A 12,531-nucleotide genomic window follows, 5' to 3' on the forward strand; every position below is an offset into this window, starting at 1 on the left:
CATGACGATTACGGCAGGGGAAAACGGACTCTATATCTGCCTGGTCAGCGTTCACGGGCTGATCCGAGGGGAGAACCTGGAGCTGGGGCGTGATGCCGATACCGGCGGGCAGACGCTCTACGTGGTCGAGCTGGCCCGGGCGCTGGCACGGCGCCCCGAGGTCGAGCGCGTCGACCTGTTTACCCGGCGGGTGGTCGACCCGCGCGTCGATGCCGACTACGCCCAGCCGGAAGAGGAGCTGGGTGACAACGCCCACATCATCCGCATCGACGCCGGTCCGGAGGAATACCTGCCCAAGGAACGCCTCTGGGACTACCTCAACTGCTTCGTCGACGGGGCGCTCGCCCATATCGACTCGGTGGGTCGGACACCGACACTGGTGCACAGTCATTACGCCGACGCCGGCTACGTCGGCGTGCGCCTGGCCAGCAATCTCGGCGTGCCGCTGGTGCATACCGGCCACTCCCTCGGGCGGGTCAAGCGCCGCCGCCTGCTGGCCCGTGGCGAGAGCAGCGCGACCATCGAGAACACCTATGCGATGTCCACCCGGGTGCGCGCCGAGGAAGAGGTGCTGCTCGCCGCGGACATGGTGGTGGTGAGTACCGGCCAGGAGATCGAGGAGCAGTACGGGCTCTACGACTGGGCCGACGAGGACAAGATGACGGTCATCCCGCCGGGGGTGAACCTCGAGCGGTTCAACCCGCCGCCGGCGACCTTCGCCCCCCCCATCCGCGCCGAGCTCCGGCGCTTCCTCAAGGAGCCGGAGCGGCCGCTGGTGCTGGCACTGTCCCGCCCCGACGAGCGCAAGAACATCGCGACCCTGATCGAGGCCTTCGGCGGCCATCCCGAGCTGCGCGATCAGGCCAACCTGGTGATCATTGCCGGCAAACGCGACGACATCCGCGACATGGATGCCGGGCCGCGCAAGGTGCTCACCGACCTGCTGCTCCTGATCGACTACTACGACCTCTACGGCGTGGCGGCCTACCCGCGCCACCACGCCTCGGGCGATGTGCCGGATCTCTACCGGTTGGTCACGCGCAGCGGTGGCGTGTTCATCAATCCGGCTCTGACCGAACCCTTCGGCCTGACGCTGATCGAGGCGGCCGCCACGGGCGCGCCGATACTCGCCACCGAGGATGGCGGGCCGCGCGACATCGTCGGTGCCTGCGAGAACGGCGAGCTGATCGATCCGCTCGACGCCGGCGCCATGGGCGAGAAGATCCACGCCCTGCTCGACGACCGGGAGCGCTGGCGGCGCTACTCGGACAACGGCGTGCGCCGCGTGCGCGAGCACTACTCCTGGGATGCGCACGTCGAGTCCTACCTCGAGCGCGTCGGACAATTGGGTGGTGGCGAGCGCCGGGCCGAACGCCCCGAGCTGCCGGACCACCTGCTTACCCAGATCGACCGTGCGCTGGTGATCGAGCTGGCGGCCCTCGGGGACTCCACCGACAAGGCGAACCGGGAGCGCCTGCTGGAAGCCCTGCGACGCCATCGTCGCCAGGTGGGGTTCGTCGTGGTCTCCGACCGCCCGCGCCACCAGGTGCTCGCCCTGCTCAAGGAAATGGCGATTCCCTCGCCGGACGTGCTGATCACCCGCGGCGGCACCCAGATCCATTACGGCGCGCATCTGACGCGCGACGAGGGCTGGAGCCGCCACATCGGCTATGCCTGGCAGCCCGACCGTGTCTACAACTTCCTCGCGCAGACACCCGGCGTGGTCCTGCGCTCGAGGGCGGTCCAGGGCGTTCATTCGGTGCATGCCTTCATCGAGGATGCCGATGCCTTCGAGGGTATCGAGGCGGTCGAGAACGAGCTGCACGCCCTCGACATTCACGCCCATCTGGTGCGCCTGACGCGCAACGAACTGCTGGCCATGCCGGTGCGCGCCTCCAAGGGCTTCGCCCTGCGCTACTTCGCCAGTCAATGGGATATCCCGCTCGACCACCTGCTGGTCGCCGGCGGTGTCGCCACCGACGAGGACATGCTGCGCGGCAACCCGCTCGGCGCGGTGGTCACCGCCCACGGCAAGCACGAGCTGCCCGGTCTGACCGGGCTCGACCGGGTGATCTTCACCCGCGCTCACGGGCCGGGCGGGGTGCTCGAGGCGATCGAGCATTACGACTTCTTCGGGGCCTGCGACGTGCCCGAAAACCGTGACGTGTCGGAGGGCGAGCAGTGAACGGGGTGGCGCCGATCCTGTTGTGCTGCGACCTGGATCGCACCCTGATCCCCAATGGCAAGGCCGAGGAGTCGCCCGAGGCGCGTGCCCGGCTGGCGCGCTTCTGCGCCCATCCATCGGTCGAGCTGGTGTTCGTCTCGGGGCGTGACCTGCAGCTGGTGCTCGACGGTATCGACGAGTGGTCGCTGCCGCAGCCGGATTACATCATCGGCGATGTGGGCACGACCATCTATGCGCCTCGTCGGCAGACGGGGGCGGGCAGCGGTGACTGGATCCACTGGCCGGCGTGGACCGACGAGATCGCACCGTACTGGAACGGCCTGACCCACGACGACATCAGCGACCTGTTCGACGACATCACCGCGATCCGCTCGCAGGAACCGTCAAAGCAGGGGACGTTCAAGGCGAGTTACTACGTCGAGCGCAACGTGAACCAGGAGGTCCTCGATGCCGAGCTGCACGGCCGCCTGTGGCGCAACGGCATGGATGCGCGACTGGTGTGGTCGGTCGACGAGGCGGCCGACGTGCTGTTGCTCGACGTGCTGCCGTCGGGTGCGAGCAAGCTGCACGCGATCGAGTTTCTCATCCAGTCGTTGGCCTTCGATGAGCGCCGCGCTCTGTTTGCCGGAGACTCGGGCAATGACCTACATGCGCTGGGCAGTCACATCAACGGCGTGCTGGTAGCCAACGCCGATCCCGAGGTCAAGGAGCGGGCTCGGGAACTGGTGCGTGCCGGTGCGCTCGAGGACACCCTCTACCTCGCCCAGGGTGGCCTGTTCGGCATGAACGGAAACTATGCCGCCGGCGTGCTCGAGGGGCTGGTGCACTACCTGCCGGAAACCCGTGCGCTGATGAGTCTGGGCGACGACAGTCGGGCCGACGGGGCATGAGCCGCCGAACGAGTCGTCGTTGATGCTCTGGCAGGCCCTCCGCCGGCTGTTCGGCCGGCATCCCGTCCCGTCCGTCGAGATCCCGCCCGATACCTGGTCGGCGCTCTGCCGCGAGCAGTCGGAGCTGGCCGACCTGACCGACGACGAGGTCGAGCGCCTGCGGCAGCTGGCCGGGCGCTTCCTTGCCGGCCGGCCGTTCTATGCCGCCGGGGGCATGGCGCTGACCGATGCCGCACAACTGCGCATCGCTGCCCTGGCGGTGCTGCCGGTGCTCGGTCTGGGCCTGGACTGGCTCAAGGCGATCCGCTCGGTGATCGTCTACCCCGATGCCTTCGAGGTGGACCACGAGGAAATGGACGAGGCCGGCGTGGTGCACGAGGTGCGCGACCTGCGCGCCGGCGAGGCCTGGTCGCACGGCACGCTGGTGCTTTCCTGGGCGGACATCGAGGCCGGGCTCGATCCCGAGGTGGCCACCAGCGTGGTCGTGCACGAAATCGCCCACTTCATCGACGGGGCGAACGGGGCGGAAAACGGCTTCCCGCCGCTGCACAAGGATCAGGATCGTCGTCGCTGGACCGAGGATTTCCAGGCGGCCTTCGAGCGGCTCAACAGCTGCCTTGACGCCGACCGGGAGCCAGCGATCGACCCTTACGCGGCCACCAATCCGGCCGAGTTCTTCGCCGTGCTCAGCGAGTACTTCTTCCGCCTCCCCGAGGAGCTCGCGCATTTCGATATCCGTCTCTATCGTCATCTGGCGGCGTTCTACGGACAGGACCCGCTGCGGCGTCACGACAGGGTGGCGGCTGTCAAAACGGCTCTCGACGTCTAAAGTCTTGCACAGGCACCGGCAAGCGGCCGGCAGACGGAATCATTCACATTGTCGACGGAGGATTTCCATCCATGAGTGCAGCCAAGGCGAAGAAGAACGACAAGACCCTCAAGAATCTGCAGCAGGCGCTTTCGATGGAGCTCACCGCTACCCATCAGTACATGCTGCATGCGCACGTGCTCGAGGACTGGGGGCTGGATCGCCTGTCGAAGAAGATGCACGGCGAGGTCCAGGAAGAGCTGGGCCACGCCAGTCAGTTCATCGATCGCATCCTGTTCCTGGACGGCGACCCCGAGGTCACCGAGGCCAAGCCGGCCAAGCGCTCCAACTCGTTGAGCGACATGTTCAAGGCCGACCTCAAGGAAGAGCTGGCCTCGATCGAGTTCTACGGCAAGGCGGCGATCCAGGCGCGTGACGAAGGCGATGTGGGTACGGTCCATATCTTCGAGGAGATCCTCATGGACGAGGAGGGCCACGCCGACTGGCTCAAGCGCCAGCTCGAACTGATCGAGCGCATGGGCGAGCCCAACTACATCCTCGCCTATCACTCGCCCGACACCGGCGAATAGTCAGCCGCCGCGGCCAGGTCGCAACGGCATCAGCGGGCCGACCCACCGGGTCGGCCTTTTTCATGCCAAGGCGACTGCCGTCAACGGCCGAGGAAGTCGATCGCCGCCGCGGCCACCGTTTTCGACAGCAGCAGGCCGAAGTGGTTGACGGGCAGGCACAGGTGCGCGGCGATGCCGGGCACGCGGGTCTCGGCGACCGCGACCGTGCCGTCGTTCGCTCCGTTCAGGGCGCCGGGCACCAGTCGACCCGGGCCGATCGGGCGGGTGCCGGCGACCATCAGGGTGTCCGTTGCCTGCCAGGCCGGTGCCTTGCCGTCGAGGCCGTCGACCAAGCTGCCGGCGAGCAGCCGCCGGCCGAGTGACCAGCGTGCCAGGCGTCTGGCGACCTCGCTGCCGGCCAGCGGGCTGCCGAGCAGCACCATGCGCGTGTCGGAGGCGAGCAGGGCCGGGTGACGGTCGATCAGGTGCGCGAGCACGATGCCGCCCAGGCTGTGGGCGATCAGGTGCCGGGGTGTGGCGGGTTGCCGTTTCAGCCAGGCGGCCAGCTGATCGGCACTCGCCGCGGGAGTGGCGCGGGTGGAATAGCCGAACCGGGAGGGAGTCATGCCGGCGCGATCGAGTCGGCCGGCCAGTGGGCGTAGGGCCCAGGGCCCCATCCACAGGCCGTGGATCAGGGCGATCGTCGGCCGCGGCTCGTCCGTCACCGGGCGGGTCAGGCGATGTTCGCGATCAACTGGCCGACCAGGGCGGTCGCGGCCATGGTCGCCGCGCCCCAGAAGGCGGTGCGAAAGCCGCCGAGGAACAGCGAGGCGCCGCCGGTCCGGGCGCTCAGCGCGCCGAGGGTTGCCAGTACCGCCAGGGTGACCGGCACGGTCACCAGCGTCATGACCGATGCCGGTGCGAGCAGCGTGGCGAACAACGGCGTGGCCGCGCCGATCGCGAAGGCCGCGGCCAGCGGAATGGCGGCGAGAAACGGGCGGGTGGTGGTGATCCGGTAGAGCCCCATCTCTTCGCGCGCATGGGCGCCCAGGGCATCGTGGGCCATCATCTGGCGGGCGACGCGCTCGGCGGTTTCCGGGTCGCAGCCGCGGTGGACGTAGATGTCGCGCAGTTCGCCGAGCTCGTGCTCGAAGTTGATCTCCAGCTCGCGCGCCTCCATCTCCAGGTCGGCCTGCTCGGTGTCCTGACGCAGTCGCAGCGCGACGTGCTGGCCCGCCGCCAGAGCCAGGGCGCCGGCCACCAGGGCGATGCTGGCGGCGAGCACGATGTCCGCGCGCTCCGAACCCGCCGCCAGCAGCCCGGCGATCAGGCTGGCGACCGCGACCAGGCCCGCGATGGCACCGAGCAGGCTGGCGCGCAGGCTGCGGTAGCGGTTCAGCCGGTGATGTTCTCCATGAAGGTCGGGCCGTTGCGTCATGCGGGTCTCTCTGTTCCTGACCGGCCCAACGGCCGGATGGTAATCTGGGCGCTCCGGGGCGAGCGGCGATCGCGTCGGTCGCCCATGATACTGCCACGGCGGTCGCGGCAACCCAACCGGAGTCGCGTCCACAGCAAGGGCCAACCGGCAGGCGGAATCTCTCTCGCGCATGCAGCATCCATTCGACATCAGCACCGATCATCTCTGCCAGCGCCTGCAGCAGGCGCTGGCGGACGTCGACGCAGGCCTCGCCCAGGCCGCGGCGCAGGCCCTCGATCGCCTCTGCCATGCCGCCGCACAGCCCGGCGAGGACAGCCCGGCGACCACCGGGCCGCGCGTCGCGGTGGCGCTGGCGGGCATCCATGCCGACCTGCCCACGCTGGTGGCGGCGCTGCTGGCCGATCCCGACCTCGCCAAGGGTGCGGATCTCTCGTTCGGCGTCGGCGTGCTCGATCGCGCCGGCCAGGAACAGGTGCAGCAGCTGCTGACCGCCATCGAGCGCTTGCGTGAGTGGGAGGCGCGGTATCCGGCACCGCGCTCGGAGCGCCAGCGCGAGTACTGGCGGCGCCTGCTCCTGGCCGGGGCGCGCGACGCCCGTGCCGTGCTGATCGATCTCGTCTACCGCCTCGAGGGCATGCGGGCGCTGGTCGACGAGCCGGACGAGGCCAGTCGCCGCCGATTTGCCGGTATGACGCTGGCCGTGCACGCCCCCATCGCCCATCGCCTCGGTCTCGGGCAGATCAAGTGGGAGCTCGAGGACCTGGCATTCCGGCATCTCGAACCGGCCACCTACGTCGAGATCGCCCGCCTGCTCGACGAGCGCCGCGCCAGCCGCGAGGCGTACCTCGCCCGCACCGAGGGCCAGTTGCGACACGCGCTGGTGCAGGCCGGCATCCGTGCCGAGGTCTACGGCCGGCCCAAGCACATCTACAGCATCTGGGGAAAGATGCGTCGCAAGCAGCTGTCCTTCGACCAGTTGTTCGACGTGCGGGCCCTGCGGGTGCAGGTCGACTCGGTTACCGACTGCTATGCCGCGCTTTCGGTGGTCCACGAGCTGTTCCGCCCGATCCCGAGCGAGTACGACGATTACATCGCCCGCCCCAAGCCCAACGGCTACCAGTCGCTGCACACCGCCGTCGAGGCCGATGAGGGCAAGGTGGTCGAGATCCAGATCCGCACCGAGCGCATGCACGCCTTCGCCGAGTACGGCGTCGCCGCCCATTGGCGCTACAAGGGTGGCGGCGGGGGTAACAACCCCTTCGACATGCAGGTCGAGTCGTTGCGCCGCGGCCTCTCGCGCGGCGAGGTCCAGCCGCTGGCCGCGCCCATGGTTTACGCCTTCACGCCCAACGGCGAGCTGGTCGAGCTGCCTTACGGGGCGACGGTGCTCGATTTCGCCTATCGCATCCACACCCATCTCGGCCATCGCTGTCGCGGGGCGAAGGTCAACGGCCAGATCGCGCCGCTGAAGACCGAGGTGGCCAATGGCGACGTCGTCGAGGTGCTGACCCACAAGGAGCCGGCCCCGAATCGCGAGTGGGCGCATGCCAACAGCGGCTTCCTCAAGTCGGCGAGCTCGCGCGCCAAGGTGCGTAACTGGTTCGCCCAGTTCGACCGCGAGGATGCGCGCGAACGCGGGCGGGTCCACTGCGAGCGTCTCTATCGACGCTTTTCCATGGATGCCGCGGCCCGCCGTCGGCTGTTGACCGCCCTGGGCGTGAACAGCGAGGAGCAGCTGTTTCTCGCGGTGGGCAGTCACCGCATTGCCACCGAGACCCTGCAGGCCGCTGCCCGCTCGCAGCTTGGGACGGACGCCGATCGCTCGGCGCGCCCGCCTCGGCCCAGCGCGCCCGAAAGTGAGCCACTGGCCGAGCCCCCCGGCGGACGCAGCCTCCTGATCGAGAACCAGGCGATCGACGGGCTCAAGGTGACCGCGGCGAAGTGCTGCCAGCCGCAGCCGGGCGAGCGGGTGATGGCCTTCATCAGCCGCTCGCAGGGCTACAAGCTGCACCGCCCCGACTGTCGCAATCTCGCCCATCTGGCCGGCCGTTACCCGGAACGGGTGCTGCCGGTCGAATGGCCGTCGCCGGGCGACGACGGCTGACAGCAAAACGTCATCCGCGGCGATTACCGTGGCGGGCATGGACAAGCACAGCCCTTTCGCTTCCCTGCACCTCGCCGACGTCACCATGTTCTGGGGGCCGGCCTCCGGCGGCGTTCGTCGCTACCTCGAGGCCAAGCGCGCCCATCTCGCCGGTCGTGCCGATTGCCGCCACAGCCTGCTGGTGCCCGGTCCCTACCCGGCGTGGTCCGCCGATGACAACCAGTGGCTGCGTCAGCTGCCGGCGCGTCGCCTGCCCGCCGGCGACGGCTACCGCTTTCCCTTGCGGCCCGGGCCGTGGCGGGACGCGTTGGTCGAGCTGGCACCGGACGTGATCGAAGCCGGCGACCCCTACGTCACCGCTCACGCGGCGCTGGCGGCCGGCCGCCGGCTGGACGTGCCGGTGGCGGGGTTCTTTCACTCTGACCTGTCGCGGCTGCTGGCCCTGCGTTTCGGCGAGTGGGTGCGGCCACTGTCATCGCGCTACCTGGCCCGACTGTACGACCGCTTCGACTGGATGTTCGCGCCCAGCGAGGTGATGGCCGAGCAGCTCGCGGACCTGGGCGTGCATCACGTCAGCGTGCAGCGCCTCGGGGTGGACACCAACGTGTTCCGCCCCTCGGCAGCCAGCCCGGTGCTGCGCGAGGCGCTGGGTATCCCGCGTGAGGGGCGCTTGCTGGTGTTCGCGGGGCGCAATACCCGCGAGAAGCATGTCGATCAGCTGATCGCGGCACTCGAGCGTCTCGACGATCGCTACCATCTGCTGCTGATCGGTGCCGGCATGCCATCGACCGGCCATCCGCGTCTGCGGGTGGTCGATTACCTCCGTGATGAGCACGAGCTGGCGGCGTATCTCGCCTCGGCGGACGCGCTCCTGCACGCCGGTGACGCCGAGACCTTCGGGTTGGTGATCGTCGAGGCGATGGCCTGCGGCCTGCCGGTGGTGGGGGTGCGTGCCGGCGCGACGCCCGAGCTCGTGGACGAGCACGTCGGCGAACTGGCCGAGCGTGCCCGCGGCGCCGAGCTGGCGCGGGCGGTCGAGCGGTTGTTCGAGCGCGACTGGCTTGGGCTGGGTGCCGCCGCCCGCCGGCAGGCGGTGCAGGTGCACGGCTGGACACGCCAGTTCCAGCGGCAGTTGGCGCAGTTCGCCCGGTTGGCCGGCGAGACATCGTCCGCCGAGGAGGCGTCCGGGTCGGGGTCCGAGCTGACAGCCGGTGCCCTCGGTCCCTCGACACCCCATTCCTGATCCGCAGCGAGGGGTGGCTGGCGTCTATTGCATCGCCGCCGCTTCGATCTGGGTGTAGGCCCGGCTGATGTTGGTGCGATGCCAGTTGTCGAAGTGCTCGAGGTGCTTGAAGCGAGGCGCATCGGTCAGGCGATCCACCGTGGCCTGCAGGCCCTCGAAGTTGTCGACCGCGGTGCGGATCTCGGCCACCAGGAAGTCGAGATAGTCGCCGGCCTCGGCGCGCGCCTGTGCCATGTCGGTCACCTGGCCGTGGCCGGGCACGACATGTTTCGCCTCGAGCGTTTCCATCTCGTGGAAGGCCCCCTGCCAGGAGAGCACGTCCGACCAGGGGTGGATGCCCAGCATGCGGTCGACGTAGACCATGTCACCGGTGAAGACCGTCTCCCGTTCGGGCAGCCAGACGACGATGTCGCCGGGGAAATGCGCGTCGCCGAACCAGATCAGTTCGAAGGTGGTGCCGCCGATCTCCAGCCGCTTGCGATCGGCATCGATCGGATCGGCCGACGGCATCGGTTCGGTGCCCGCAAAACGCTCTCCCAGCACCTCCTCGAGGCGGGCGACGTGCTGGTCGGCGAACCGCCGCTGCGTTTCCACCGTGCGTTTGAGCGCGATGATCTCCGCCCCCTGCTCGGCAAACCAGGCATTGCCCAGCCAGCGATGGTCCTGGCTGCCCGTGTTGATGACATGCGTGACCGGCTGGTCGGTCACCGCGTCGATGGCCGCGTCGATCTGCTTTGCCCCGAGGCGCGAGGCGCCGGAGTCGATCAGCACCACGCCCGTGTCGGTGACCACGAAGCCGAGATTGTTGTTGAGGGCGTCGTTCCCGGCGGTACGGCCCGTGATCGGGCCGACGATGGCGTAGACGTTGTCGACCACGGGCGTGGCCCTGGGCTCATAGTTCTGGGGCTCGTCGGCCTGGGTGATGCCGGCAAGGCCGAGACCGAGCAGAGCAAGCAAGGAAACAAGGGCTTTCTTCATGGGGTGGTTCCGTGGGAGGTCAGGCCGAGCAGGCGGCATTGGGGCGGTCGGTCATGCTGGTCAGACGACGGCGGTCTTCGTTGAATGCCGCGTCGTCCTGCATGCCGGCCAGGGCGTTGTCGATGATTGCGCCCGCCCAGCCGGGCAGGCCGGGCGACAGGCGGTAATGAACCCACTGGGCGCGGCGTTCGCCCTCGATCACACCGGCCTGGCGCAGGTTGGCCAGCTGGCGGGAAACGCGGGGCTGATCCTCGCCGAGGGCGTGTTGCAGTTCGCAGACGCACAGCGTGCCGTGCTCGGCCATCAGCAGGGCGAGGCGCAGACGCGTGGGGTGCGACAGGACGGCGAACATCTCGGCCGGTGACAGGGGGGATTCCATGGGTGTCATATGCAAATATCGGTACATGGCATATGTTGCATATGAGGGGTCGTCCCGGTCAAGCCGTTTCGCGGGAGCGCCCGCCCCATGAAGCGGCACCGCCCGACCTCCTAGCGGTGCGCGGTGGAGGACGTCGGCGTCAGCCCATCAGTGCGGCGCTCTTGATCAAGGCGGTGATCGGCTGATCCGGCTCGAGTCCGAGGTGCTCGACCGTGCGGCTGGTGACTTCGCTCACCAGACGTTGCCCGTCGGCCAGTGCCAGGAACACTGCGACCCGGCCGGGAGCGCTGGTTTCTATGCGCTCGATGCGGCAGGCCACCTGATTCTGCACCGAGATGCCTTCCACCGGCCCATGCGACAGCGCCACGTCGTCGCCACGCACCCGCAGGCGGCGCGGGCCGTTGCTTGTCGGGCGGCCGTCGTGAGTGAGCCACAGCGAGACGGGGCCGCTCGTCCTGTCGGAGGGGCGGGTGACGAAGCGCAACCGATACGGATCGTCGGCCACCGGTTCGAGATGCCCTTCCAGCGAGGCGACTGGCCCCTCCTCGGTGAACAGCGGCGAGTCGGCCCGGCCAAGCGCCTCGCGCAGGGTCTCGACCCGCTCGACCCGGCCCTCGTTCATGAACACCACCCGGTCGGCCAGCCGTTCGACCTCCTGCGGCGCGTGGGTGATCAGTAGCGTCGGGATGCCCAGGTCGCGGATCACCGACTCGAACAGCTCGAGCAGCTCGGCCTTGGCGCGCCAGTCGAGCGCGGCCAGCGGCTCGTCCATCATCAGCACGCGCGGCTGGCCGACCAGCGCCCGGGCGATGGCGACCCGCTGGCGCTCGCCGCCGGAGAGATTGCCGACCGCCCGGTTGAGCAGCGGGCTGATGCCGGTGCGTTCGACGATCTCGGCATGGTCGATGCCGGTGTGGCCGTCACGCGGGGCGCGTCGGGCGGCGAAGTCGAGATTGCCGCGCACGGTGCGGTTGGCGAGCAGGGCGGCGTGCTGGAAGACCATGCCGATGTCGCGCCGCTCGGCTGGCAGGGCGCGACGGCCGTCCTGCCAGGTCTCGTCGTGGAAACGCAGTTGCCCGCGGGTGTGCCGGTCGAGCCCGGCCATGGCGCGCAGCAGTGTGCTCTTGCCCGATCCCGAGCGGCCGAACAGGGCGGTCACGCCGGTCGAGTCGAAGGCGAACGGCCCGGAGTCCAGCTGGAATCGGCCCAGTTTCAGCGAGAGATTGCCTTCGAACATCGCGTTACCCCAGTCGCGCCGACAGGCGACGATTGATCAGGTAGACGGAGACCAGCGTCACGAACGAGAACAGCACCATGATCGCCGAGAGCAGGTGGGCCTGGGCGTACTCGAACGACTCGACGTGATCGAATATCGCGATCGAGACCAGCCGTGTCTGGCCCTCGATATTGCCGCCTACCATCAGCACCACGCCGAACTCGCCCACTGTGTGGGCGAAGGTGAGCACCGCGCCGACCACGAGCCCCTGGCGCGACAGCGGCAGCACCACGTTGACGAAGCGGTCGACCGTCCCGGCGCGCATCAGCCGCGCGGCATCCAGCACCTCTTCGGGCAGCGACTGGAACGCGCTCATCAGCGGCTGGACCATGAACGGCAGCGAGAACAGCACCGAGCCGATCACCAGCCCGGCGAGATTGAAGGTCAGCTGCCCCTCGAAACCGAACACGCCGAGCAGGTCGGTGACCGGGCCGGCAGGCCCCAGCGCGATGATCAGGTAGAAGCCCAGCACCGTCGGCGGCAGTACCAGCGGCAGCGATACCAGTGCCTCGAGCAGCACCCGCCAGCGCGAGCGCATCCGGGCGAGCCACCAGGCCAGCGGAATGCCGATGACGGCCAGCATCAGCGTCGTCAGCGTGGCCACCTGCAGGGTCAGCCAGATCGGGTGGGTGTCGAGGGGGATGCCGAACAGGGTCATTGC

12 protein-coding genes are annotated in these 12,531 nt (G+C 68.9%); 6 read left to right on the forward strand and 6 right to left on the reverse strand.

The genetic code is table 11. The features are described 5' to 3' along the window. Position 1 precedes the first annotated feature (1 nt). The 4 genes from AWR35_RS06340 to AWR35_RS06355 all read left to right on the forward strand — a co-directional run bounded on the left by AWR35_RS06340 (position 2) and on the right by AWR35_RS06355 (position 4,473). Positions 2-2,185 (forward strand): HAD family hydrolase, encoded by a 2,184-nt coding sequence (locus tag AWR35_RS06340; protein ID WP_058575091.1) that lies wholly within the window; start codon positions 2-4, stop codon positions 2,183-2,185. Continuing rightward, complete coding sequence (locus AWR35_RS06345) at positions 2,182-3,075, forward strand: HAD-IIB family hydrolase (RefSeq protein ID WP_197408146.1); 894 nt, start codon at positions 2,182-2,184, stop codon at positions 3,073-3,075. The genes AWR35_RS06340 and AWR35_RS06345 overlap by 4 nt, the downstream gene beginning before the upstream one ends. Before the next feature lie 22 nt (positions 3,076-3,097). Continuing rightward, a complete protein-coding gene (locus tag AWR35_RS06350) occupies positions 3,098-3,904 on the forward strand; it encodes a M90 family metallopeptidase (protein WP_058575092.1) in 807 nt (268 codons plus the stop codon). Positions 3,905-3,975: 71 nt separating this feature from the next. Continuing rightward, positions 3,976-4,473: a bacterioferritin gene (locus tag AWR35_RS06355; protein WP_058575093.1), complete on the forward strand. Its 498-nt coding sequence runs from the start codon at positions 3,976-3,978 to the stop codon at positions 4,471-4,473. An 80-nt stretch (positions 4,474-4,553) separates the two neighbouring features. On the opposite strand, the gene AWR35_RS06360 is transcribed toward AWR35_RS06355, so the two are convergent. Together AWR35_RS06360 and AWR35_RS06365 are read right to left on the reverse strand one after the other, a co-directional pair. Then, on the reverse strand, positions 4,554-5,177 hold the full coding sequence (locus AWR35_RS06360) for an alpha/beta hydrolase (protein WP_058575094.1): 624 nt from the start codon (positions 5,175-5,177) through the stop codon (positions 4,554-4,556). 8 nt (positions 5,178-5,185) lie between these two features. Further along, positions 5,186-5,890, reverse strand: a complete 705-nt coding sequence (locus AWR35_RS06365) for a VIT1/CCC1 transporter family protein (RefSeq protein ID WP_058575095.1) — start codon at positions 5,888-5,890, stop codon at positions 5,186-5,188. A gap of 169 nt (positions 5,891-6,059) precedes the next feature. Here AWR35_RS06365 and AWR35_RS06370 point away from each other — a divergent pair, with 169 nt between their 5' ends. Both AWR35_RS06370 and AWR35_RS06375 read left to right on the forward strand, forming a co-directional pair. Continuing rightward, a complete protein-coding gene (locus AWR35_RS06370) occupies positions 6,060-7,994 on the forward strand; it encodes a TGS domain-containing protein (RefSeq protein ID WP_058575096.1) in 1,935 nt (644 codons plus the stop codon). A 37-nt stretch (positions 7,995-8,031) separates the two neighbouring features. Next, the gene (locus tag AWR35_RS06375; protein WP_058575097.1) at positions 8,032-9,237 is read left to right on the forward strand and encodes a glycosyltransferase; all 1,206 of its coding nucleotides are present in this window, start codon (positions 8,032-8,034) and stop codon (positions 9,235-9,237) included. Positions 9,238-9,261: 24 nt separating this feature from the next. Here AWR35_RS06375 and AWR35_RS06380 read toward each other — a convergent pair whose 3' ends face one another. The 4 genes from AWR35_RS06380 to modB all read right to left on the reverse strand — a co-directional run bounded on the left by AWR35_RS06380 (position 9,262) and on the right by modB (position 12,528). Then, complete coding sequence (locus AWR35_RS06380) at positions 9,262-10,215, reverse strand: MBL fold metallo-hydrolase (protein WP_058575098.1); 954 nt, start codon at positions 10,213-10,215, stop codon at positions 9,262-9,264. A 19-nt stretch (positions 10,216-10,234) separates the two neighbouring features. Further along, positions 10,235-10,603, reverse strand: coding sequence for a metalloregulator ArsR/SmtB family transcription factor (locus AWR35_RS06385; protein WP_231723565.1), 369 nt, complete (start codon positions 10,601-10,603; stop codon positions 10,235-10,237). Positions 10,604-10,733: 130 nt separating this feature from the next. Continuing rightward, positions 10,734-11,831, reverse strand: a complete 1,098-nt coding sequence (gene modC, locus AWR35_RS06390; RefSeq protein WP_058575100.1) for a molybdenum ABC transporter ATP-binding protein — start codon at positions 11,829-11,831, stop codon at positions 10,734-10,736. 4 nt (positions 11,832-11,835) lie between these two features. Next, complete coding sequence (gene modB, locus AWR35_RS06395; protein ID WP_058575101.1) at positions 11,836-12,528, reverse strand: molybdate ABC transporter permease subunit; 693 nt, start codon at positions 12,526-12,528, stop codon at positions 11,836-11,838. Positions 12,529-12,531 lie beyond the last annotated feature (3 nt).

The organism is Guyparkeria sp. WRN-7, assembly GCF_001641825.1.
Lineage (GTDB): Bacteria > Pseudomonadota > Gammaproteobacteria > Halothiobacillales > Halothiobacillaceae > Guyparkeria.

Coding starts and splice junctions, on each gene's coding strand:
- AWR35_RS06380 (WP_058575098.1), bottom strand. CDS start 10,215: ATGAAGAAAGCCCTTGTTTCCTTGCTTGCTCTGCTCGGTCTCGGCCTT.
- AWR35_RS06350 (WP_058575092.1), top strand. CDS start 3,098: ATGCTCTGGCAGGCCCTCCGCCGGCTGTTCGGCCGGCATCCCGTCCCG.
- AWR35_RS06340 (WP_058575091.1), top strand. CDS start 2: ATGACGATTACGGCAGGGGAAAACGGACTCTATATCTGCCTGGTCAGC.
- AWR35_RS06375 (WP_058575097.1), top strand. CDS start 8,032: ATGGACAAGCACAGCCCTTTCGCTTCCCTGCACCTCGCCGACGTCACC.
- modB (WP_058575101.1), bottom strand. CDS start 12,528: ATGACCCTGTTCGGCATCCCCCTCGACACCCACCCGATCTGGCTGACC.
- AWR35_RS06370 (WP_058575096.1), top strand. CDS start 6,060: ATGCAGCATCCATTCGACATCAGCACCGATCATCTCTGCCAGCGCCTG.
- AWR35_RS06385 (WP_231723565.1), bottom strand. CDS start 10,603: ATGACACCCATGGAATCCCCCCTGTCACCGGCCGAGATGTTCGCCGTC.
- AWR35_RS06355 (WP_058575093.1), top strand. CDS start 3,976: ATGAGTGCAGCCAAGGCGAAGAAGAACGACAAGACCCTCAAGAATCTG.
- AWR35_RS06365 (WP_058575095.1), bottom strand. CDS start 5,890: ATGACGCAACGGCCCGACCTTCATGGAGAACATCACCGGCTGAACCGC.
- modC (WP_058575100.1), bottom strand. CDS start 11,831: ATGTTCGAAGGCAATCTCTCGCTGAAACTGGGCCGATTCCAGCTGGAC.